The 19,640-nt window shown below is 69.5% G+C and carries 21 protein-coding genes and 1 pseudogene; 8 read left to right on the forward strand and 14 right to left on the reverse strand.

The window, feature by feature from the left end; genetic code table 11:
* Window positions 1-3 precede the first annotated feature (3 nt).
* Genes FHR97_RS17960 through FHR97_RS17970 form a run of 3 tightly spaced genes read right to left on the reverse strand, consistent with a single transcriptional unit; the run spans window position 4 to window position 2,020 of the window.
* The gene (locus tag FHR97_RS17960) at window positions 4-828 is read right to left on the reverse strand and encodes a metal ABC transporter permease (RefSeq protein ID WP_221187856.1); all 825 of its coding nucleotides are present in this window, start codon (window positions 826-828) and stop codon (window positions 4-6) included.
* Window positions 825-1,541 carry a metal ABC transporter ATP-binding protein gene (locus FHR97_RS17965; protein WP_183385173.1) on the reverse strand — a complete coding sequence of 239 codons (717 nt, stop codon included), beginning with the start codon at window positions 1,539-1,541 and terminating at the stop codon, window positions 825-827. Before FHR97_RS17965 ends, FHR97_RS17960 begins: the two co-directional genes overlap by 4 nt.
* Window positions 1,529-2,020, reverse strand: a complete 492-nt coding sequence (locus FHR97_RS17970; protein ID WP_183385174.1) for a Fur family transcriptional regulator — start codon at window positions 2,018-2,020, stop codon at window positions 1,529-1,531. Before FHR97_RS17970 ends, FHR97_RS17965 begins: the two co-directional genes overlap by 13 nt.
* A gap of 75 nt (window positions 2,021-2,095) precedes the next feature.
* On the opposite strand from FHR97_RS17970, the gene FHR97_RS17975 reads away from it, so the two are divergent.
* The 4 genes from FHR97_RS17975 to FHR97_RS17990 all read left to right on the forward strand — a co-directional run bounded on the left by FHR97_RS17975 (window position 2,096) and on the right by FHR97_RS17990 (window position 5,285).
* Entirely contained in the window at window positions 2,096-3,118 is a 1,023-nt protein-coding gene (locus tag FHR97_RS17975) for a zinc ABC transporter substrate-binding protein (RefSeq protein ID WP_183385175.1), read from the forward strand.
* Between the two features lie 160 nt (window positions 3,119-3,278).
* Window positions 3,279-4,010, forward strand: a complete 732-nt coding sequence (locus FHR97_RS17980; RefSeq protein ID WP_183385176.1) for an aspartate racemase/maleate isomerase family protein — start codon at window positions 3,279-3,281, stop codon at window positions 4,008-4,010.
* Window positions 4,011-4,415: 405 nt separating this feature from the next.
* The gene (locus FHR97_RS17985) at window positions 4,416-4,691 is read left to right on the forward strand and encodes a hypothetical protein (protein WP_183385177.1); all 276 of its coding nucleotides are present in this window, start codon (window positions 4,416-4,418) and stop codon (window positions 4,689-4,691) included.
* Window positions 4,692-4,814: 123 nt separating this feature from the next.
* Window positions 4,815-5,285 (forward strand): GFA family protein, encoded by a 471-nt coding sequence (locus FHR97_RS17990; protein ID WP_183385178.1) that lies wholly within the window; start codon window positions 4,815-4,817, stop codon window positions 5,283-5,285.
* An 18-nt stretch (window positions 5,286-5,303) separates the two neighbouring features.
* Here the strand turns inward: FHR97_RS17990 and FHR97_RS17995 are convergent, their stop codons facing one another.
* The 3 genes from FHR97_RS17995 to FHR97_RS18005 form a co-directional block, all read right to left on the reverse strand.
* The gene (locus tag FHR97_RS17995) at window positions 5,304-5,789 is read right to left on the reverse strand and encodes an SRPBCC family protein (protein WP_183385179.1); all 486 of its coding nucleotides are present in this window, start codon (window positions 5,787-5,789) and stop codon (window positions 5,304-5,306) included.
* Between the two features lie 176 nt (window positions 5,790-5,965).
* Window positions 5,966-7,450: a sodium:proton antiporter NhaD gene (gene nhaD, locus FHR97_RS18000; RefSeq protein WP_183385180.1), complete on the reverse strand. Its 1,485-nt coding sequence runs from the start codon at window positions 7,448-7,450 to the stop codon at window positions 5,966-5,968.
* Window positions 7,451-7,938: 488 nt separating this feature from the next.
* Window positions 7,939-9,093, reverse strand: a complete 1,155-nt coding sequence (locus tag FHR97_RS18005) for a ChaN family lipoprotein (RefSeq protein ID WP_183385181.1) — start codon at window positions 9,091-9,093, stop codon at window positions 7,939-7,941.
* 130 nt (window positions 9,094-9,223) lie between these two features.
* Here FHR97_RS18005 and FHR97_RS20565 point away from each other — a divergent pair, with 130 nt between their 5' ends.
* The gene (locus FHR97_RS20565) at window positions 9,224-10,420 is read left to right on the forward strand and encodes a methyltransferase (protein WP_183385182.1); all 1,197 of its coding nucleotides are present in this window, start codon (window positions 9,224-9,226) and stop codon (window positions 10,418-10,420) included.
* A gap of 53 nt (window positions 10,421-10,473) precedes the next feature.
* Here FHR97_RS20565 and FHR97_RS18015 read toward each other — a convergent pair whose 3' ends face one another.
* From FHR97_RS18015 to FHR97_RS18025, 3 genes are all read right to left on the reverse strand, one after another.
* A complete protein-coding gene (locus FHR97_RS18015; RefSeq protein WP_183385183.1) occupies window positions 10,474-10,944 on the reverse strand; it encodes an aminoacyl-tRNA deacylase in 471 nt (156 codons plus the stop codon).
* Between the two features lie 110 nt (window positions 10,945-11,054).
* Window positions 11,055-11,489 (reverse strand): DUF411 domain-containing protein, encoded by a 435-nt coding sequence (locus tag FHR97_RS18020; RefSeq protein ID WP_183385184.1) that lies wholly within the window; start codon window positions 11,487-11,489, stop codon window positions 11,055-11,057.
* 50 nt (window positions 11,490-11,539) lie between these two features.
* Window positions 11,540-12,394 carry a hypothetical protein gene (locus FHR97_RS18025; protein ID WP_183385185.1) on the reverse strand — a complete coding sequence of 285 codons (855 nt, stop codon included), beginning with the start codon at window positions 12,392-12,394 and terminating at the stop codon, window positions 11,540-11,542.
* A gap of 280 nt (window positions 12,395-12,674) precedes the next feature.
* Between FHR97_RS18025 and FHR97_RS18030 the strand changes: the two genes are divergently transcribed.
* Together FHR97_RS18030 and FHR97_RS18035 are read left to right on the forward strand one after the other, a co-directional pair.
* On the forward strand, window positions 12,675-13,262 hold the full coding sequence (locus FHR97_RS18030; protein ID WP_183385186.1) for a TetR/AcrR family transcriptional regulator: 588 nt from the start codon (window positions 12,675-12,677) through the stop codon (window positions 13,260-13,262).
* 63 nt (window positions 13,263-13,325) lie between these two features.
* Window positions 13,326-13,895 (forward strand): carboxymuconolactone decarboxylase family protein, encoded by a 570-nt coding sequence (locus FHR97_RS18035; RefSeq protein WP_183385187.1) that lies wholly within the window; start codon window positions 13,326-13,328, stop codon window positions 13,893-13,895.
* Between the two features lie 96 nt (window positions 13,896-13,991).
* On the opposite strand, the pseudogene FHR97_RS18040 reads toward FHR97_RS18035, so the two are convergent.
* The 4 genes and pseudogenes from FHR97_RS18040 to hmgA all read right to left on the reverse strand — a co-directional run bounded on the left by FHR97_RS18040 (window position 13,992) and on the right by hmgA (window position 17,611).
* Window positions 13,992-14,408 (reverse strand): annotated as a pseudogene (locus FHR97_RS18040) (secondary thiamine-phosphate synthase enzyme YjbQ).
* Window positions 14,409-14,555: 147 nt separating this feature from the next.
* The gene (gene maiA, locus FHR97_RS18045) at window positions 14,556-15,200 is read right to left on the reverse strand and encodes a maleylacetoacetate isomerase (protein ID WP_183385188.1); all 645 of its coding nucleotides are present in this window, start codon (window positions 15,198-15,200) and stop codon (window positions 14,556-14,558) included.
* A gap of 19 nt (window positions 15,201-15,219) precedes the next feature.
* Window positions 15,220-16,239: a fumarylacetoacetate hydrolase family protein gene (locus FHR97_RS18050; RefSeq protein WP_183385189.1), complete on the reverse strand. Its 1,020-nt coding sequence runs from the start codon at window positions 16,237-16,239 to the stop codon at window positions 15,220-15,222.
* Between the two features lie 61 nt (window positions 16,240-16,300).
* Window positions 16,301-17,611, reverse strand: a complete 1,311-nt coding sequence (gene hmgA, locus FHR97_RS18055; protein ID WP_183385190.1) for a homogentisate 1,2-dioxygenase — start codon at window positions 17,609-17,611, stop codon at window positions 16,301-16,303.
* Window positions 17,612-18,038: 427 nt separating this feature from the next.
* On the opposite strand from hmgA, the gene FHR97_RS18060 reads away from it, so the two are divergent.
* Window positions 18,039-18,566 carry a MarR family winged helix-turn-helix transcriptional regulator gene (locus FHR97_RS18060; protein WP_183385191.1) on the forward strand — a complete coding sequence of 176 codons (528 nt, stop codon included), beginning with the start codon at window positions 18,039-18,041 and terminating at the stop codon, window positions 18,564-18,566.
* Window positions 18,567-18,673: 107 nt separating this feature from the next.
* Here the strand turns inward: FHR97_RS18060 and FHR97_RS18065 are convergent, their stop codons facing one another.
* Window positions 18,674-19,624, reverse strand: a complete 951-nt coding sequence (locus FHR97_RS18065; RefSeq protein WP_183385192.1) for a threonine ammonia-lyase — start codon at window positions 19,622-19,624, stop codon at window positions 18,674-18,676.
* Window positions 19,625-19,640: the final 16 nt, after the last annotated feature.

Here is a 19,640-nt window from a genome sequence, read left to right on the forward strand (position 1 = left end):
CGCCTATTGGCGTGGCCCGGTGGCCCGCGAGGCCGTGGGCCCGAGCCGCCGTCCGACCAGGCTGGCCGCCAGGAACAGCAGCGTCGCCAGGCAGACGATGGTGGGGCCGGTGGGAGTGTCCAGGCGATAGGCGGCGGCCAGGCCGCCGTTGGCCGAGAGGACGCCGATCGCCGCCGCGACCAGCACCATGCGTTCCGGGGTATGGCTGAAGGGCCGGGCCGCGGCGGCGGGGATGATCAGCAAGGCGGCGATCAGCAGCACGCCCACCACCTTGATGGCTACGGCCACCACCATCGCCAGGCACAGCGTGAGCACCAGTTGCTCGCGCTTCGGGTCGATGCCGCCGGCATGGGCCAGGTCCGGGCTCAGGGTGGCGGTCAGCAGGGCCGACCAGCGCAGGCCGAGCAGGGCCAGCACCAGCAGCGCGCCGCCCCAGATGATCGCCAGGTCCGCCCGGCTCACGGCCAGGATATCGCCGACGAGATAGCCCATGAGGTCGATGCGCACGCCCGACACGAAGGACACCGCGACCAGCCCGAAGGCCAGCGCCGAGTGAGCCGTGACGCCCAGCAGGGTATCCATGGCGTAGCCCCGGCCGCTCAGCACCGACACGGTCATCGCCATCAGCAAGGAGACCGTCAGCACCCCGGCGAACAGCGAGGTGGACAGCACCAGGGAGAGCGCCACCCCGAGGATGGCCGCATGGGCGGTGGCGTCGCCGAAATAGGCCATGCGTCGCCAGACCACGAAGCAGCCCAGCGGCGCGGCCGCCAGGGCCACGCCGGTACCGCCCAGGGCCGCGCGGACCAGGAAATCGTCGAGCATCATGGCAAGGCCTCCGCGAGGTCATGATCGTGTCGGTAGAAGGCCACCGCGTCCCGCTCGTCGACGCCCAGCAGGTCGCGGTAGGCCGGGGAGCTGGCTACCGCCTCGGGCCGGCCCTGGCAGCAGATGTGGCCGTTGAGGCAGATCACCCGGTCCGAGGCCTTCATCACCACGTGCAACTCGTGGCTGACCATCAGCACGCTGCAGCCGAGCTCCCGGCGCACGCGGTCGATCTGGCGATAGAAGGCCGCCGTGGCGCGATGGTCGAGCCCCTGGTTGGCCTCGTCGAGGATCAGCAGGTCGGGCCGCCCGAGCAGGGCGCGGGCCAGCAGCACGCGCTGGAACTGGCCCCCCGAGAGCGTGGCCATCTGCCGGTCGGCCAGCCCCTCGGCGCCGGCCTGCTCGAGTGCCCGGTGCAGGGCATCGGCGGGCCGGCGCCGGGGCAGGGCCATGAAGCGGGCCACGGTCATGGGCAGCGTCGGATCGATGTGCAGGCGTTGCGGCACATAGCCGAGAGTCAGCGCCGAGTGGTGCTCGATCTCGCCCCGGGTCGGCGTCAGGGCACCGATGATCACCCGCAGCAGGGTGGTCTTGCCCGAGCCGTTCGGTCCCACGACGGTCACGATCTCGCCCGCCTGCAGGGCCAGGTCGATGCCCGCCAGGATGGTGTTGCCGCGCCGGGTGACGCCGATGTCGTGCAGGGTCAGCAGGGGCATGGAGTGTCCTCGTGACGGCAGGTGGCGCAGAGTCCGTGCATCTCGATCATGGTGGCGTCGACCCGGAAGCCGGTTCCCCCGGGCGGCGCCACCCTCCCGGTGGTGCCCGGCTCGAGGAGGATCTCCTCGACCGACCCGCAACGCCGGCACAGGGTGAAGGCCGCCTCATGGCGCGCTTCCGGTGCGCAGCAGGCGACGAAGGCGTTGGCGCTCTCCAGGCGATGGACGAAGCCATGTCGGACCAGGAAGCGCAGCGCGCGATAGACGATCGGCGGCTGGGCGCCCGCGCCTTCCTCGGCCAGGCAGTCGAGGATGTCGTAGGCCTTCATGGCCCGCCGGCGGTCGAGCAGGATTTCCAGGACCCGCCGACGGCCGGGTGTCAACTGCAGGCGCCGTCGCCGGCAGAGGCGATCCGCCTCGGCCAGCAGCCGGGGGGTGGGCGGTGGGGGAAGGACCGTGGTATTGCCTTGCATGCTCATGAGACGCTTGGTAATTTTAGTAATGTTATATCATTACATTTCGTGTCCGGCAACGGGCCTTCTCGGAGATATCGCATGCTCGTCAGTTCCCGCTCGCTACTGCTTCCCTTGCTCGCCACCCCCGCCCTGGCGGCCGCCGAGGTGCCCACGGTAGCGGTGGACATCCCGCCGGTGCATGCCCTGGCCTCCCGGGTCATGGGGGACCTCGGTGCGCCCGAGCTGGTCATCCGGCCCGGCGCCTCGCCCCATGGCTATTCCATGCGCCCCTCCGAGGCCGCCAGCCTGGACCGGGCCGAGGTGGTGTTCTGGGTCGGGGAGTCGCTGACGCCCTGGCTCGAGCGCTCGCTCGCGTCATTGGCCGGCGACGCCACCACGGTCGAGCTGCTGGACGTGCCCGGCCTGGTCCGCCATGACTACCGCCACGGGGCCACCTTCGAGGCCCATGAGCCTGGCGAGGAACCGGGGCATGGTCACCACGATACTGACGACCATGACCATGACCATGACCATGACCATGACCATGACCATGACCATGACCATGACCACCAGGCTGAGCGTGGCCGTCAGCATGGCCATGAGGGCCGCGATCCCCATGCCTGGCTCGATCCCCGCAACGCCCAGGTCTGGCTGGGTGCCATGGCCGAGACGCTGGCCGAGGCGGACCCGGCCCACGCCGCGACCTATCGGGAGAACGCCCGGCAGGGCCAGGCCGACCTGGAGCGGCTGATCGAGGACGTCGAGCAGCGCCTGGCGGCGGCCGGGGAGGCCCGTTTCATCGTCTTCCACGACGCCTACCAGTACTTCGAGCACCGCTTCGGCGTGCCGGCCGCCGGCGCCATCTCCCTGGGGGACGCCTCCGATCCGAGCCCGGCGCGGGTGAGGGAAATCCAGCGCCGGGTCGAGACGCTCGACATCGACTGCGTGTTCTCCGAACCCCAGTACAACCCCGAGCTGGTACGCAGCGTCTTCGGCGACATGGGGGTAGACACCTCGGTGGTCATCGACCCCCTGGGCGTGGGCCACACCCCCGGTCCCGACCTCTATGCCGGCGTCGTCCGCGACCTGGCGGAGGGCGTGGCACGTTGCGCGGCAGACTGATGCCGGCTCGCCCCCAGGAGGTGTTGCCTCGCTCCAGACGACGGAAAGCACCGAGAAGGTTGGCGTTGCGTGACCGACGGCATTGCCCAGGGACATGCCATGTGCCAGCGTAAGGTCAGACGAGATCGAAGCGTGCCGTTGTGACCGAAAGAGGCCGACCATGACGCCGGAGCACCGCCTGGGCATCCTGCTGCCCGATGATGGCCCGGATGACTATGAGTGGTACGACCTGTCCGCTCGTGCCCCGGGCGAGCTGCCCGCCATCGAGGTGGGCAGGATCCCCAGCGATGGCCACCATGCCCCGCCGGCGCTGTTGGCCCTCGGCGCCCCCGAACGGCTCGCCCCGGCGGGGATCGCGCTGGTGGGGGAGGGTGCCCAGGCGGTGGTCTGGGCCTGTACCAGCGCCAGCTTCGTCGGGGGCCTGGACTGGGCCCGGCAGCAGGCCGCCGCGCTGCAGGCCGCACTGGGCGTGCCGGTCACGAGCACGGCGCTGGCCTTCCTCGAGGCCCTCGAGGCGTTGGGACGCGACCATGTCGACCTGCTGAGCCCCTATCCCGATGACGTGACGCTGCGGCTGGTGAGCTTCCTGCGTGAGGGGGGCGTCACGGTGCACCATGCCAAGGCGCTGGACTGTCCCTATGCCGCCGATTCGCACCGGGCCGATCTCCTGGCGGAGATCCGCCGCTTCCGCGACCAGTATCCCGATACCTCTCGGCCCCTGCTGGTGCCCGACACCGCCGTCGACAGTCTCGCCCGGCTGGCGGCGGTGGGCCGGGAGGCCGGCAGCGTGGTGCTGACCGCCAACCAGGTCAGCCTCTGGGCGGGGCTCAGGCGCGTTGGCTGGCCCGCCTGTCCGTCGACCCTGCTCGGTGATCTGGCGGCGGCACGCTAACCATGCGGGTATCGGTCGGTGCCCAGGGGCCGGCCCCGGGCGCTCTGTCCCGAGAACAGCGCGCCCATCGAGGGCGCCGGCCCATGGCCGGGTCTCTCGGCAGTCGAAAGCCTGATTTTGCATCGGCCACCGCCTTTTCCCCTGGGTTGCCGATACCCTCGGCTCCGCCAGGAACTATAGTGAATAGGCCAGGCCGGACGCCCACCCCAGGCGGCCAGAAGGCTAAGCGCAAAGAACCTGGGCCTCTGTACCCCATGTGCGACCTCATCTTCTTCATGCGATTCCTCTTCTCTCTCACACCAGGACCGGCCGGACCTGGCAGGGTCGTCTGTGGATGGCCGCGACCCTTGGGTCAGACCCTCCGCGGAACGACATTGATGGCTTCACGGCAGTTCGAGGTGTCCCATGAAACGCACGCTTCTCACGACCTCGCTCGTCCTGTGCTTGCTGGCCCCCGCATCGGCACTGGCCATGGATTCGTCGGCATTGCAGCAGCACGGTGCAGGTCTCAACGCTGGCGGTGGTGCCAGCATGATGCAGGCCGGTGATCTTCCGGTCCTGGCCAACGATTCCGCTTACTGGGAACAACGCAGTGCCCGCCTGCACAAGGCGGTGGTCCCCCAGGACCAGCACCAGATGCAGCGGCGCAGCGTCAGGGAAGAGACTCCCTGGTGGCGGTAAGCCGGTGACAGCATGTCCCGGGCCGGGGCCTCGCGCCCCGGCCCTCTCGTTGGCGATGCCGGGCGGGACGGCGATCCCGGTCTGCTAGGCTGGGGATCATCATCGGCATTGGAGGAAGCCACCATGCTGCTCGAGGGATCCTGTCACTGCCGGGCGGTCACCTTTCGCGTGGAATCGCCGCATCCCTATCCCTTCAATCGCTGCTACTGCTCGATCTGTCGCAAGACGGCCGGCGGGGGCGGCTATGCCATCAACCTGAGCGGCCGGGCGGAGACGCTGGAGGTGCAGGGCGAGGCCTTCACCTCGATCTACCACGCGGTGATCGATGGCGTGACCAGCCGCGGTGAACGGCACTTCTGCGCGCGCTGCGGCAGTGCCCTCTGGGTCTATGATCCGGACTGGCCCGAGCTGGTGCATCCCTTCGCCTCGGCCATCGATAGCGAGCTGCCGGTGCCGCCCGAACGGGTGCACCTGATGCTGGCGAGCAAGCCGAGCTGGGTGGAACTCGAGGCCAGGGACACCGACCAGTGCTTCGCCGGCTACCCGGACGAGAGCATCGCCGAGTGGCATGAGCGCCTCGGCCTGGTGCGCTGAACCGGTCCGTCGCGAGTGTCATTCCCGAGCGGGGGCGCTGGCCAGCAGCCGGACCCGCAGGAAGCCGGCCAGACCGAGCGCGCCCCGTCGCATCATGGCGTGATGGCTCCAGGTGAAGAGGGGCCGGGCGAGGGGGGCGAGCAGGTTCATCCAGCGCCGTCGGGTGCGCACCTGCCAGTGGTAGCGAATCTCGGTGCCGTCCCGGGTCTCGCGGAGTTCCCAGCGGCCCACGCCCTCCAGGTCCCCCTGGGCCTCGGCCTCGATCAGCGTCGGCGGGCGCACCCGGGTCACGCGGATCGCGAAGCACAATCGGTAGCCCAGGCGACTTCGCCAGGTATAGCGGTAGCAACTGCCGATGCCCCGTCGATCGCCCCGGGCCAGGGGTTCCACCTCGACCAGCCCCGGCCACCAGTCCGGCCACTGCGCCGGATGGCTCAAGGCCTGGTAGACCCGGTCGATGGGCGCCTCGAGCCGCCAGCAGGTGACGAAACGGTAGAGTGTCATGGGTCAGGGGGCCGGAGCGGCTCTGGCTGTGCTTGCCGAACAGCATAGCAGTGCCGTCACCCTCTCCGGGCCGAGGGACACGAACGTGGCCGTCACCGAAAGCGGCGGGAGAGGGAGATGGCCCGCTTCGGCGGGCCATGGCGGGTCCGGCGACGAGGCGCCGGGGCGGGGCAGGATCAGTGGAAGACGTTGAAGCTCTCGGCATTGAGCCACAGGTGCATGAGTACGCTGCCGACATAGCCCAGGGCGATGACCGGGGCCCAGCGCATGTGGCCGCCGAAGGTGTAGATGCCCCGGGCCTGGCCCATCAGCGCCACCCCGGCCGCGGACCCCACGGAGAGCAGGCTGCCGCCGACACCGGCGGTGAGGGTGATCAGCAGCCAGTTGCCCATGGACATGTCGGGCTCCATGGAGATGACCGCGAACATCACCGGAATGTTGTCGACCACCGCCGAGACCACGCCCAGCACGATATTGGCCCAGGTGGGATCCCAGCCGGCATAGAGGGACTCGGACAGCAGCGCCAGATAGCCCATGAAGCCCAGGCCGCCCACCGACATCACCACGCCGTAGAAGAACAGCAGGGTATCCCACTCGGAACGGGCGATACGCGTGAAGACGTCGAAGGGCACCACGCTGCCCAGCGACTCGAGCTTGCGCCAGTCGCCGCGCTGGCTGTAGCGGGTGCGCTTGCGCGCCAGGGAGCGCGGCAGGCTGCGGCGCAGGTAGTAGCCGAAGAACTGCAGGAACCCGAGGCCCATCATCATGCCCAGGGCCGGCGGCAGGTTCAGCACGGTATGGCAGAGCACGGCGATCACCACCGTGAGCAGGAACAGGAAGACGATGCGCCGGGCGCCGCGCTTGAGCCAGACCGCCTCCTCGAGGGAGCCGGGCTTGCGGTTCCTGATGAAGGCGCTCATCACCAGGGCCGGCAGCAGGTAGTTGACCAGCGACGGGCCGAGCAGCTCGAAGAACTCCTGGAACTCGACCAGCTTGGCCTGCCACACCATCAGGGTGGTGATGTCGCCGAAGGGGCTGAAGGCGCCACCGGCATTCGAAGCCACCACGATATTGACGCAGCACAGGTTGATGAAGCGCTTGTCGCCCTCGGCCACCTTGAGCACCACCGCGCACATCAGCATGGCGGTGGTCAGGTTGTTGGCGACGGTCGAGATCCAGAAGGCCAGCACGCCGGTGATCCAGAACAGGGTGCGGTAGCTGAACCCCGTTTCCACCATCCAGGCGCGCAGCTTGTCGAAGACCCGGCGCTCTTCCATGGCGTTGACGTAGGTCATCGCCACCAGCAGGAAGAGCAGCAGCTCGGTGTACTCCAGCAGGGTCGCGCTGAAGGCGTGCTCGACGGCGTCCGGCAGGCCTTCCTGGACATAGATCCAACCGATCAACATCCAGATAAGGCCCGCCGCCACGAGCACCGGCTTCGACTTGCGCATGTGCAGCTGTTCCTCGGCCATCACCAGGCCGTAGGCGACGAGGAACAGCATCACCGCGGTGAAGCCGCTCAGCGAATAGGTCAGGTCGAGCTCGCCGGCGCCGGCGGCCAGCAGCGGTGGGCTGAACAGCGCCAGAACGACGAGCACGAGAATCCCTGGCCATCGGGCGCTGTGCCGGAGCCAGTGGGGCGAATGTCGGTGAGTCAGCATGAACGAAAACATCCTGGGAAAGAGGGGAGGAGGGGGTGGAAGCGCGCAAGATTCTACAGCAGGGCCGGAGATATCACTAATGGGGCTGGTTGATCGACGTATGAAATGCCGTCATCGACGGGCTTTCCCGTCCTGCATGGCCGAGGATCCTGATGCCGGCGGGGCGTGCGTGGCGGCGGCAGTCTGAGCGAAAAAGCTTAAGGCTTTCTTAAGGAAGGGCGGGTCGCGGGCCCTCGGGACCCTCGTTCCGGGCGTGGCGGGGGCGCCGGCCAGGTACCTGCGTCCTGCCGCCGGCATCCAGGACCTAGGCTTTGTCTGGAAAGTCGACGAGCGAAGGCTAGACAAGGCAAAAATCGGTGAAAAGGCGGAGTTTACAGGTAGTAAATGAGCACTTTGAGCCGATTTTTAACGCCGTATAGCCGAGCGCAGGCACTTTTCGGACATTGCCTAGGGCTGTGCCGACCATGGTGGCGCAGGGTGGCACCGCCTCATGGTGCCGTGGCCGGGAAGCGGGCCAGCACCTCCCGGACGTCGTCGTCGCGACGGATCACGAGGGGCAGCAGCGTCCCCGGAGGTTGCTCGCGGACCCGGGCGGACAGCTCCGCGGGGGCGTCCAGCGGCCGCCCCGCCGCGGCGAGGATCACGTCGCCTTCCCGCAGGCCGGCCGCCGCGGCCACCGAGTCCGGCTCGACCGACTGGATCACCACCCCGGCCGAGCGGGGGCCGATCATCACGCCGAGGCGCGGCGGCGCCGGGGGCGCGAAGGAGGCCTCGTCGCCGAGGGTGAAGTAGCCATCGGCCAGCCCCTCGGGCGGCGCCTGGCAGTCCGCTTGCTGCGGGCGCGGCATCAGGCTCTGCTGATCGGTCACGCCCAGGTCGGCCAACTGGTGAGGCACGCCGTGCCCGAAGCTCAGGTGGCGCAGGCCCATCAGGCCCACCACCAGGGCGCCGTCCTCGGCGGCCTCGGCCAGGGCGCTGGCCATGACCCGGTCCCAGACCAGCTGGGCGGCGACGAAGCGCTCCTGCGCGGCGGGATCGTCGCCTCCGGCATGTTGGTCGAAGACCTCGGCCAGGGACCGACGATAGCCCGGCGAGGGGGCGGCGGGAGGGGGGATATCGAAGCGCTCCCCGGCGGGGACCGACGCCCAGCCGTCGCCGGCCAGCCGGCGACGCAGGGCGGGGGCGACGTTCAGCGCCCTGAGCGGCACGCCGTGCATGCGGGCGAAGTGCAGGATCGGCAGGTAGAGGGCCGGGTCGAGGCCCCAGGCCGTCGCCCAGTCGCTGGCCTCGAGGAACGCGGCCTCGTCGAGCTCACCGGCCACCCAGGCATCCAGGGCCGGCTGGGCCTCCCGGGGCAGCATCTCCAGGCCGATCACCATGTCGGGGCGCAGGGCATGCAGGCCGGCGAGGGTATGCAGCTGCCAGCGATGATGGGCCGGCCGGTCGTGCTCCTCGCCGAGCAGCACCACCGACTGGCGGGCCAGGTTCCGCATCAGCGCGTCGGCGGCCACCGGTGTGCCATCGGCGGCCAGCCACTGGCCGGGCAGCGGGCAGGGGGCGGCGAGACCGGCGAGCGGCAGGGCGAGCCCCGCCACCAGGGCCAGGCGGGACCCGAGGACGGCGAGACGGGAGGGGCGAGACATGGGGCTTCCTCGCGAGCGGCGACTGGGTATCTCACCCTACCCCCAGGCGAGGCGTGAGCAAAGCGGGCCATGCTCCGGGGCGGGGAATGCGTTACCCTGCGCCTCCCGCGAGCCATCCCCGGAAGGCATCATGTCCCCGTCCCATGCCCAACGCTTCCAGTGCCTGACTGCCCTGCTGGCCGAGTGGCGGGCCCTGTGGCGTCCGCTGCCCTTTCAGCATCGCGAGATGCCCTGGGGGAATCGCGTCGCCGGCCTCGTGGACACCCTGCTGGCACTGCCCGACGACGAGGTGGAACGGCGGCAGGCCGCACCCTTCGCGGATTCGCCGCTGGCGGCCTGGTTGCCGGTGGACGAGCTGGCCGCGCTGGTGGCCCTGCCGTCGGGCGTGTCGCCCGCCGCCGCGCTGCCGGACGGCTGGGGCGAGGGCATCGGCGCACGCAAGTGGCGACAGATCCAGGCCTTCGCGTCCCGGGTGCCCGTGGATGAGGGTGAGCTGGTGGAGTGGTGTGCCGGCAAGGGCCACCTGGGCCGGACCCTGGCACGGCTGCATCGGCGACCGGTGACGGGGCTGGAGCGGCAGCCGAGCCTCTGCGAGGCGGGCCAGGACCAGGCCGACCGGCAGGGCCTGGCGGTGCGGTTGCAGCCCCAGGACGTGATGGCCACCGACGCCGCGCGCTGGCTGGCGCCCGGCATGCGGGTCGCGGCCCTGCATGCTTGCGGCGACCTGCACGGGCGGCTGCTGACCCTGGCCGCCGAGACCGGTAGCGCCGTGAGCCTGGCCCCCTGCTGCTACCATCGCATCGCCGCGGCGGACTACCGGCCGCTGTCCCGCCAGGGCCGGGAGCTGCTGGCGGCCCGGGACTGGACGCCGAGCCGCGAGGACCTGGCCATGGCGGTGCAGGAGACGGTCACCGCGCCGCGCGGCGTGCGCCGTCACCGCGAGCGGGCCAATGCCTGGCGGCTGGGGTTCGATCTGCTGCAGCGGGAGGTGCGCCGGCGCGATGCCTACCTGCCGGTGCCCAGCCTGGCCTATGGCAAGCTGCCGGACGACTTCGCCGGCTTCTGCCACTGGGCGGCGGAGCGCAAGGGCCTGGCCCTGCCGGCGGGGCTCGACTGGTCCGCCCATGAGGCCGCCGGCTGGCGGCGTCTGGCCGCGGTCACGCGGCTGGAGCTGGTCCGCCACCTGTTCCGGCGCCCATTGGAGATCTGGCTGGCCCTGGATCGCGTGCGCCTGCTGGAGGAGGCCGGCTTCCGCGTCACCCTGGCCACCTTCTGCGAGCGGGAGCTCACCCCACGCAACCTGCTGATCGAGGCCACGCCCCCATAGAATACCGGCCATGCGGGTATCCGCATGGCCGGTCGAGGTCGAGACGCCTGGCGTCAGTGGTGACGGCTGAACTCGCCGTGGCGGCTGTCGGCCATCAGGCGGTCGAACTCGCTGCCGCTCATGTGTACCAGGGTCTCATGGTCGCCGGCATCGAAGTAGATATCCGGCTGGTGACGCAGCTGGTCGTCGAGATAGACCTGCAGCCCGTAGGCCTGGCCTACCGCGATGGTGGCCCCGGGATCGCAGTCCTCGAACTCCCGCCGGATCTCGTCCTCCGAGGCCAGTTCCAGCTTCTCGTGGAAGAGCTGCGAGAGCTTCTCCAGGTCGGCATCGCAGGTGCTGGGCACCACGGCGACGCGATAGCCGGCGTCACCATGCAGCATGATCGCCTTGGCCATCTGGTTGCCGCCGACATGCGACATCTGCGCAATGCGGCTGGTCGAGACCTCGCGTGGGTGGGGAACTTCCTCGTAGTCGATATCACAGGCGCGGAGGTATTCCCGTATCGTCATCGGCATGGCCATGACATTGCCTCCTTCGGCCGCCAGGGCCGAAACGTCGGGTTACCGTGTCTCCCTTCTTGGCATGTAGGACTCCACACCTTCCAGCATAGCGCGGCTGGCCACGGATGCGATCAGATCGTCATCCAGGGCGAGGCCTCACGGTCGGTGAACTGCTTCACCTCATAGGGGGCCTGCTTGGGGCCGGGCATGCCCGGGGTACCCGTCGGCATCCCGGCCAGGCCGATGCCGTCGATGTCGGGGCGTTCCTCGAGCAGGCGATCGATGGCGGCGAAGGGCACGTGGCCCTCGATCACATAGCCCTCGAGTTCGATGGTGTGGCAGGCGCCTTCCCCGTAGGGGATGCCGGCGGCCTGCTTCACGCTGCCGATATCCTGGGTCTCGATGACCTCCACGTCGAAGCCGTGGGCCTCCATCTGGCGGGCATAGGCCGTGCAACAGCCGCAGGAGGGATTCTTGTAGAGCCGCGCCTCGAGGGCATCGGCGTGGGCGATGCCGCCGGTGAGCAGCAGGCCGGTGGTCAGCAGGGGGGCCAGGCTGGCTTTCATCGTGGGTCTCCGGTGATGGATGGCCGGCGGGGCGCCGGCCGGGTCGCGGGTCATTCGGGGGAGGCTTGGTCCCCGGGGGTGAGTCGCTGGCGCTGCTCCTCGTCGAGCAGGCCCTGCAGGGCATCATGCAGGGCACGACGTTCGAGCCACATCCGGCGCTGCAGCTCGGCCAGGCGGGTCTGGGTCTCCGCGAGGGCCTCGGCATCCGGTGCGTCCTCGGCATGGAGTTCCGCCATCAGGGACTGCCGGAGCCGCATCATCTCGCCGCGGCGCTCATACTGGGCGGCCTGGTGTTCCGCCATCAGTTGCCGGGCCTGCTGGTGCTGTTCCGGGGTGAGCAGGGTCCAGAAACCGGGCCCCATGCCCTGACCGGGATAGCCGCCCATCATGCCTGGGCCCATGCCCTGGCCAGGATAGCCGCCCATCATGCCGGGCCCCATGCCCTGGCCATGATAGCCGCCCATCATGCCGGGCCCCATGCCCTGGCCAGGATAGCCGCCCATCATGCCGGGGCCCATGCCCTGGCCATGATAGCCGCCCATCATGCCGGGCCCCATGCCCTGGCCAGGATAGCCGCCCATCATGCCGGGCCCCATGCCCTGGCCAGGATAGCCGCCCATCATGCCGGGCCCCATGCCCTGGCCGGGGTAGCCGCCCATCATGCCGGGGCCCATGCCCCCGCCGGGGTAGCCGCCCATCATGCCGGGGCCCATGCCCCCGCCGGGGTAGCCGCCCATCATGCCGGGCCCCATGCCCTGGCCATGATAGCCGCCCATCATGCCAGGGCCTTGGCCCTGACCATCGGGGTCCGTATGCGCACCGCCATGCCCTATGGCGGCCGGGCTGGCAAGCACCGCGATGGCCAGGGCCGTGCCGAGGGAGAGGTGGAAGCTGCGACGTTGCATGGTGTGTCTCCTGACGGGCCCGAGGCCCGCTTGGGTCAGCATCGATCGGTGGTTGCCCCGCGGTCCGCCCGTGCAAAGTGCGCGGAACCCGCGTGGTTTCAGGCTAGCCCAGCAGCGGATGTGGTCCCTTGACTTGTATCAATGGCGCCGCGGGAAGTAAAGCTTTGTGCTGGACATAGGTCGTTGTTATGCGGTGATTTTCATGTATATCGAATGAATTGGGGGAGTCTCGTGAGGCGATTGCCTTGATTTATGGAACGATCGATACCAAAGTGAGGGCATGACACGAGGACGCCCCATCGCCTTCAGCCCCGACGACGCCCTGGCCGCTGCTTTGCAGGTGTTCTGGGCCAGCGGTTATCAGGCCGCCTCGACGCGGCAACTGCTCGAGGCCATGCAGCTTTCCCGCAGTAGCCTGTACCAGGCCTTCGGCAGCAAGGAGCAGCTGTTCCTCGCGGCCCTGTCCCGCTATCGGGAACGCCTGATCGAGCGCCTCGATCGGCGCCTGGAGGCCGCCCCCACGGCGGGTGACTTCCTCGAGACGCTGTTCCTCGAGACCGCCCGGGAGGCGGCCACCGAACGCGCCGCCCTGGGCTGCCTGATCTTCAACTCGGCCACCGAGCTCGGTCGCCGCGACGACGTCCCGGCCCGCGAGGCTCGCGACGGCGTGGCGGCGATCACCGGGGTCTTCCGCCGTGCCGTGGAACGCGGCCAGGCGGAGGGCAGCATCGCCCCGGGGCGCGATCCCGACCAGCTGGCCCGCTACTTGACCCTGGGCATGGCCGGGCTGCGCACCCTGATCAAGAGCGGTACCGGCCCCGAGGAGGCCCGCCAGGCGGCGGCGCTGGTCCTCGAGGCCCTGGAGTGAATTTCCTGCGCCTTTTATGGAACGATCGATACAAAAAGGCGCATCCACAGAGGAGGCAAGACCATGACTGCCGACTATCGCATCGAATTGGCGCCCCAGACCCTCGATAACGCCGACGACAAGGCCCGGCCCTTGCTCGAGCAGGCCAAGGAGAAGCTGGGCTTCGTGCCCAACATGTATGCCGGCATGGCCAAGGTGCCGGGGGTGCTCGACACCTACCTGCATGGCTATCAGCTGTTCCGCGAGAACTCCGGCTTCTCGCCGGCCGAGCAGGAGGTGGTCTTGTTGACCATCAGCCGGCTCAACGGCTGCGAGTACTGCATGTCCGCCCACAGCATGCTCGCCGACAAGGTCTCCCAGGTCCCTGAGGCCGCCATCCAGGCCCTGCGCGAGGACCGCGAGATCCCCGACGCCCGCCTGTCGGCGCTGAGCCGCTTCACCCGGGTGATGTTCGAGACCCGCGGCAATCCCTCGAAGGCAGAGGCCAGCGCCTTCCTGGACGCCGGCTTCGAGGAGCGGCACATGCTACAGGTGGTGCTGGCCCTGGCGGTGAAGACGCTCAGCAACTACTCCAACCACCTGAACCATCCCGAGCTGGACGAGGCCTTCGGCGACTACGCCTGGAAGGGCTGAGGCCTGCCGGGATCTGCGGCCGCACCTCGCCGGCCGCCACCTTCTGATGGCCCGCGCCCCGCCTTCGTGCGGGGCGTCTTGACGTGATGTCCCTGCTCAGCGCCCGTTGAGGGTGGCGAGGATCCGTCGGCCGCCGCCCTGGTCGCGATGTTCGCCGAGCCAGAGGCCCTGCCAGGTGCCGAGCGCCAGCCGGCCGCCGCGCACCGCCAGGGTCAACTGGGTGCCGAGTAGGCGCTCTCATATAACCCGTACGTCCGGCCCCTCTAACGTATGCCGGAAGTAGGGCAGGTCGCCGGGTACCAGGTCGCGCAGGAAGGCGTCCATGTCGTGGCGCACGTCGGGGTCGGCGTTCTCGTTGAGGGTCAGCGAGGCCGAGGTATGCAGCAGCTGCAGGTGCAGTAGGCCGACCTCCAGGTCGGCGAGCGCCGGCAGGGCGGCGGTGATCTCGTCGGTGATCAGGTGAAAGCCCCGGGCGCGGGGGGCGAGGCGGATCTCCTGTTGATGCCAGCTCATCGGTGGGTCTCCCTTGGTCGTCGGTTGCGGCCAGCATAAAGGGAGTATGAGCCCCTCGACACCCTGCCCGGGTGCCGAGGGACGGCGTGTCTGACCGAGACGGGCGCGGTGACAACCGCGCCCGTCACGTCGTCTGGAGGTGGCGGTTCAGGTGGTGTCCGGCTGCGCCTCCGGGGCGGCCTGCTGGAAGGCCGGCAGCGCCCGGCAGCTGGCGACGATCCGCCTGATCGTCGGGTAGGCCGAGAGGTCGCAGTCGAAGCGCTCGGCATTGAAGACCTGGGGCACCAGGCAGATGTCCGCCAGGCTCGGCGTGTCGCCGTGGCAGAACTCGCCCGTGCCGGCCTCCCGGGTCAGCCTGGCCTCCAGGGCGGCGAAGCCTTCATGGATCCAGTGGTGGTACCAGGCCCGCTTGGCCGTATCGTCGACCTCGAGCTCGTGGACCAGGTACTTGAGCACGCGCAGGTTGTTGAGGGGATGGATCTCGCTGGCCACCAACTGGGCCAGGGCGCGCACCCGGGCCCGCCCGGCGGCGTCCGCCGGCAGCAGGGCGGGGTCGGGATGGCGCTCCTCCAGGTACTCGCAGATCGCCAGCGACTGGGTCAGGCGCTGGCCATCGTCGGTCTCGAGCACCGGGACCAGGCCCTGAGGGTTGCGGTCCAGGAAGTCGTCGCCGCGCTGCTCGCCCTTGACCAGGTTGACCGGGGCCTGGTCATAGGCCAGGCCCTTGAGGTTCAGCGCGATGCGCACCCGGTAGGCGGCCGACGAGCGGAAGTAGCCATACAGCGTCGTCATGGTTGCCTCCTCGGGGCCGTCACTGGGGATCGTACTGCACGACCTGCTGGTCGATGGCGCCGAAGAGGCTCTGGCCCTGGCGGTCGAACATCTCGATGCGCACGCGATCGCCGAAGCGCATGAAGGGCGTCTTCGCCTCGCCGTGGAGGATGGTTTCCACCATGCGCACCTCGGCCAGGCAGCTGTAGCCCACCCCGCCGTCGGCGACCGGCTTGCCGGGGCCGCCATCGGCGTCGGGGTTGGAGACCGTGCCGGAGCCGATGATGGCGCCGGCGCCCAGGCAGCGGGTCCTGGCCGCATGGGCCACCAGCTGCGGGAAGCTGAAGATCATGTCGGGGCCCGCCTCCGGCTCGCCGAACTTCTCGCCATTGAGGTGCACGGTGAGCGGCAGGTGGACCTTGCCGTCCTGCCAGGCGTCGCCCAGCTCGTCCGGCGTCACGCAGATCGGCGAGAAGGCGGAGGCCGGCTTGGCCTGGAAGAAGCCGAAGCCCTTGGCCAGCTCGCCCGGGATCAGGCCGCGCAGGCTGACGTCGTTGACCAGCATGACCAGCTTGATGTGCTCGGCGGCCTGCTCGGGGGTGACGGCCATGGGCACGTCGTCGGTGATCACCGCGATCTCGCCCTCGAAGTCGATGCCATGCGTCTCGCTGATCGCCTCGATGTCCTCGGTGGGCGCCAGGAACTTGTCGCCGCCGCCCTGGTACATCAGCGGATCGGTCCAGAAGGTCTCCGGCATCTCGGCATTGCGCGCCCGGCGCACCAGCTGCACATGGTTGAGGTAGGCCGAGCCATCGGCCCAGTGGTAGGTGCGCGGCAGCGGCGAGTGCAGGCTCGCCATGTCGAGATCGAAGGCGCCCTCGACATGGTCCTCGTTGAGCCGGGTGTAGAGGGCCTCCAGCTGTGGGCTGAGCTCGTCCCAGTTCTCGATGGCCTGCTGCAGGGTGAGGGCAATCTCGGTGGCGCGAACGGCGCGGCCGAGGTCGCGGGAGACCACGATCAGTTCGCCGTCACGACCGGTCTTGAGGGTAGCGAGTTTCATCGTCTCTTGATCCTTTCGTCAGGGGGCGAGGCCGTGGCGGCCCCGTCCGGAAGTCAGCGTTTCAGGGCTGGGTCGGGTCGAAGTGCGAGCGCAGCGTCGACCACACATCGACGTAGTCGCGCTGGCGGAAGTCGGCGTCCAGCGCGGTGCCGGTCGGGTGATAGACATAGCGGCTCTCGAACATGAAGGCCAGGGTGTTGCCGAGATATTGCGGTGTCAGCTCCGCCGCGGCGGCCTTGTCGAAGGTCTCGGCATCCGGCCCATGGGGCGACATGCAGTTGTGCAGGCTGGCGCCCCCCGGCACGAAGCCCTCGGCCTTGGCATCGTAGGCGCCGTGGACCAGGCCCATGAACTCGCTCATCAGGTTGCGGTGGAACCAGGGCGGACGGAAGGTGTTCTCGGCCACCATCCAGCGCGGCGGGAAGATCACGAAGTCCAGGTTGGCCATGCCCGGGGTATCCGAGGCCGAGGTGAGCACCGTGAAGATCGACGGGTCCGGGTGGTCGAAGCTCACGGTGTTGATGGTGTTGAAGTTGGCAAGGTCGTACTTGTAGGGCGCGTAGTTGCCGTGCCAGGCCACCACGTCCAGCGGCGAGTGATCCAGGCGCGTCCGCCAGAAGCGGCCGGAGAACTTGGCCACCAGGGTGATGTCGCCCTGGCGGTCCTCGTAGGCTGCGACCGGGCTCAGGAAGTCCCGGGGGTTGGCCAGGCCGTTGGCGCCGATGGGACCCAGGCCCGGCAGTTCCAGGGGGCTGCCGTAGTTCTCGCAGACATAGCCCCGGGCCGCATCCACCCCGTCGCCGCGCCGCACCTGGAACTTGATGCCCCGCGGGATGACCGCGATCTCGCCATTGGCCACCTCCAGCTCGCCCAGCTCGGTGCGCAGCCGCAGGGTGCCCAGCTGGGGCACGATCAGCAGCTCCCCGTCCGCGTCGTAGAAGAAGCGCTCGGTCATGTCGGCGTTGAAGGCATAGACATGCACCCCGCAGCCCGACTGGGCGCCGGCGTCGCCGTTGACGGCGATGGTCAGCAGGCCGTCGACGAAGTCGGTGGGGGCCTCGGGCAGGGGGGCCGGGTCCCAGCGCATCTGGTTGGGGTCGGCGGCCGGCTCGGCCAGCGGCGCGGTGGCCACGCGCCGGTTGTCCAGCGGCTGATAGGCCCCCTGCACCACCGAGGGGCGGATGCGGTACAGCCAGCTGCGCAGGTTCTGCGGTCGCGGCGAGGTGAAAGCCGAGCCGGTCAGCTGTTCCGCATAGAGGCCATAGGCGCAGCGTTGGGGGGAGTTCTGACCCTTGGGCAAGGCATCGGGCAACGCCTCGGTGGCGAAGTGATTGCGAAAACCGCTTTGATACTCAAGGGTATCGGTGACCATCTCGGACTCCTCTGGAAATCGGCGCTGTTCCTGTTGGCCTGTCGGGCCTGGCGATTCGGCGGCCTCGGCCTCGGCCGGGACGCCGAATGCCGGGTCAGGCGGTCGACGGCGGTGCCCCTGACCGTGGGCATCTGGGCCCTGGGCCTTCCCGGTCGGCGTGGCCCACTGGCGGCAATATAGTTTCTTGTGAAACCATTTGTCCAGAGGGGCGGCGTGCTTCCTGCCGGGAAATACGGCAGGCGGGTATGGTAGAGTAGGAAAAACAACTGGTTATCCAGGGTATAGACCTAAGTCTGATGCATGATTGTCCGCTTTTTGGTTGAAGATGAGACTGGTTGGGGTGGATCGGCGGGGCCAGGGGCTGGCGGGTGTCGGCCCTGCCCGCTGTCGTACTCTTCCCGGCGACACGACTTTACGAGGAGGGCCCATGGAGGTAGACGAGCGATCAAGCGGTGAGCATGGGGCCTCCGCGGGCGAGGAGGGGGATGCCGGATCCGGCTCCCTGCCCCGTGCGGAGCTGGATCTGTCCCAGTTCCTGCCCTATCGGCTCAACCGGCTGGCCGATCGCATCAGCGACGAGCTGGAGCGCATGTACGCCGAGCGCTACGACATCAATGTCGCCCAGTGGCGGGTGCTGGCCTGGCTCAGCCATTGCGACGAGCTGACCGCGAAGAAGATCTGCGGCTACACGAACATGGACAAGGCACGCGTCTCCCGCGCCGTCCAGGCGCTGGAGGATCGCGGCCTGATCCATCGGGAGCCGTCGGTCCACGACCAGCGCGTCCATGACCTGCACCTGACCCCGGCGGGCGAGGAGCTGCTCGCGAGCCTGGTCCCCGATGCGCAGGCCTGGGAGGCCGAACTGGTGGCCACCCTGAGCGTTGGCGAGTATCGCGACCTGTTCAATGCCATGGGCAAGCTGGAGCGGCAGCTGGAGCGGATCGGCCGGCGTTAGCCCTTCGCCTCGCCGTACCCCGTCCCCCTCTCCGACACCCGGCCTGCGCCGGGTGTCCTCGCTGTGGCGCTGCGTGATGCTTGGCGGCAGTGCCCGCGATCTCACTATCAGGTGAAGTCGCGCAGCTCGTCGGGGCCGAGGTTGGCGCCGGTGATCACCACCACCAGATCGCCGTCCGGCGGCAGGTCGGGCCCGTGCCTGGCCAGCAGGGCGGCGACCCCCACGGCGGCGCCGGGCTCGACCACCAACTTGGCGCCGTAGAGCAGGTGGTGCATGGCGCGCGCGAGGTCGGCCTCGCCGACCTGGGCCAGGGCGGCCACATGGGCCCGGCACAGCGGGTAGGTGTGCTCGCCGACGATGGCCGCGGCGAGGCTCTTGGCGGCGGTCTCGACCCGGTCGAGCCGGGTCGGGCCGCCCTCGGCCCAGGCATGGGCCATGCTGGCCGCGCCGATGGGCTCCACGCCGATGAGGCGCAGCGACGGCCGCAGGGCCGCGGTGGCCACCCCGATCCCCGAGATCAGCCCGCCGCCGCCGATGGGGCAGAGCACGGCACTGGCCTCGGGGGCCTGGTCGAGCAGCTCCAGGCCGACGCTGCCCTGGCCGGCGATGATGCGCTCGTCGTCGTAGGGGTGCACCAGGGTCAGGCCGCGCTCGTCCACCAGCCGGTGCATGAGCGCCCAGGCGGCGTTGATGTCGCCGTGGAGGATCACCTCGGCGCCCAGCTCGCGGCTGCCGGCGACCTTGAAGGCGCTGGCGTCCTCGGGCATGACGATGGTCACCGGCACCCCGGCCTGGCGGGCAGCCCAGGCCAGCCCCAGGGCATGGTTGCCGGCCGAGACCGCCCCCAGGCCGCCGGCCAGCTCGTCGGGGCTCGCGGTGCGCAGCCAGTTCAGCGCCCCGCGAGCCTTGAAGGAGCCGGTGCGCTGCAGCGACTCGGCCTTGAGCCAGACCCGCCGGCCGAGGCGCTCGGAGAGGCCATGGTCCGGCACCAGGGGCGTGACGGGCAGGGTGTCGCCCAGGCGCGCCCGGGCCTCGCGAAGGGTGGCGATATCGAGCATGGGGTCTCCTGTGAGG

Source organism: Halomonas stenophila (genome assembly GCF_014192275.1).
Lineage (GTDB): Bacteria > Pseudomonadota > Gammaproteobacteria > Pseudomonadales > Halomonadaceae > Halomonas > Halomonas stenophila.

What these genes read in the sequence shown, in the direction of transcription:
- FHR97_RS17990 (WP_183385178.1), top strand. Translation starts at nt 4,815, where the DNA reads ATGCTGCTCGAGGGATCCTGTCACTGCCGGGCGGTCACCTTTCGCGTG.
- FHR97_RS18060 (WP_183385191.1), top strand. Translation starts at nt 18,039, where the DNA reads ATGGAGGTAGACGAGCGATCAAGCGGTGAGCATGGGGCCTCCGCGGGC.
- FHR97_RS18065 (WP_183385192.1), bottom strand. Translation starts at nt 19,624, where the DNA reads ATGCTCGATATCGCCACCCTTCGCGAGGCCCGGGCGCGCCTGGGCGAC.
- FHR97_RS20565 (WP_183385182.1), top strand. Translation starts at nt 9,224, where the DNA reads ATGTCCCCGTCCCATGCCCAACGCTTCCAGTGCCTGACTGCCCTGCTG.
- FHR97_RS17970 (WP_183385174.1), bottom strand. Translation starts at nt 2,020, where the DNA reads ATGAGCATGCAAGGCAATACCACGGTCCTTCCCCCACCGCCCACCCCC.
- hmgA (WP_183385190.1), bottom strand. Translation starts at nt 17,611, where the DNA reads ATGGTCACCGATACCCTTGAGTATCAAAGCGGTTTTCGCAATCACTTC.
- maiA (WP_183385188.1), bottom strand. Translation starts at nt 15,200, where the DNA reads ATGACGACGCTGTATGGCTACTTCCGCTCGTCGGCCGCCTACCGGGTG.
- FHR97_RS18035 (WP_183385187.1), top strand. Translation starts at nt 13,326, where the DNA reads ATGACTGCCGACTATCGCATCGAATTGGCGCCCCAGACCCTCGATAAC.
- FHR97_RS18020 (WP_183385184.1), bottom strand. Translation starts at nt 11,489, where the DNA reads ATGAAAGCCAGCCTGGCCCCCCTGCTGACCACCGGCCTGCTGCTCACC.
- FHR97_RS17975 (WP_183385175.1), top strand. Translation starts at nt 2,096, where the DNA reads ATGCTCGTCAGTTCCCGCTCGCTACTGCTTCCCTTGCTCGCCACCCCC.
- FHR97_RS18015 (WP_183385183.1), bottom strand. Translation starts at nt 10,944, where the DNA reads ATGGCCATGCCGATGACGATACGGGAATACCTCCGCGCCTGTGATATC.
- FHR97_RS18030 (WP_183385186.1), top strand. Translation starts at nt 12,675, where the DNA reads ATGACACGAGGACGCCCCATCGCCTTCAGCCCCGACGACGCCCTGGCC.
- FHR97_RS17980 (WP_183385176.1), top strand. Translation starts at nt 3,279, where the DNA reads ATGACGCCGGAGCACCGCCTGGGCATCCTGCTGCCCGATGATGGCCCG.
- FHR97_RS17965 (WP_183385173.1), bottom strand. Translation starts at nt 1,541, where the DNA reads ATGCCCCTGCTGACCCTGCACGACATCGGCGTCACCCGGCGCGGCAAC.
- FHR97_RS18050 (WP_183385189.1), bottom strand. Translation starts at nt 16,239, where the DNA reads ATGAAACTCGCTACCCTCAAGACCGGTCGTGACGGCGAACTGATCGTG.
- FHR97_RS18005 (WP_183385181.1), bottom strand. Translation starts at nt 9,093, where the DNA reads ATGTCTCGCCCCTCCCGTCTCGCCGTCCTCGGGTCCCGCCTGGCCCTG.
- FHR97_RS17960 (WP_221187856.1), bottom strand. Translation starts at nt 828, where the DNA reads ATGATGCTCGACGATTTCCTGGTCCGCGCGGCCCTGGGCGGTACCGGC.
- FHR97_RS17995 (WP_183385179.1), bottom strand. Translation starts at nt 5,789, where the DNA reads ATGACACTCTACCGTTTCGTCACCTGCTGGCGGCTCGAGGCGCCCATC.
- FHR97_RS17985 (WP_183385177.1), top strand. Translation starts at nt 4,416, where the DNA reads ATGAAACGCACGCTTCTCACGACCTCGCTCGTCCTGTGCTTGCTGGCC.
- nhaD (WP_183385180.1), bottom strand. Translation starts at nt 7,450, where the DNA reads ATGCTGACTCACCGACATTCGCCCCACTGGCTCCGGCACAGCGCCCGA.
- FHR97_RS18025 (WP_183385185.1), bottom strand. Translation starts at nt 12,394, where the DNA reads ATGCAACGTCGCAGCTTCCACCTCTCCCTCGGCACGGCCCTGGCCATC.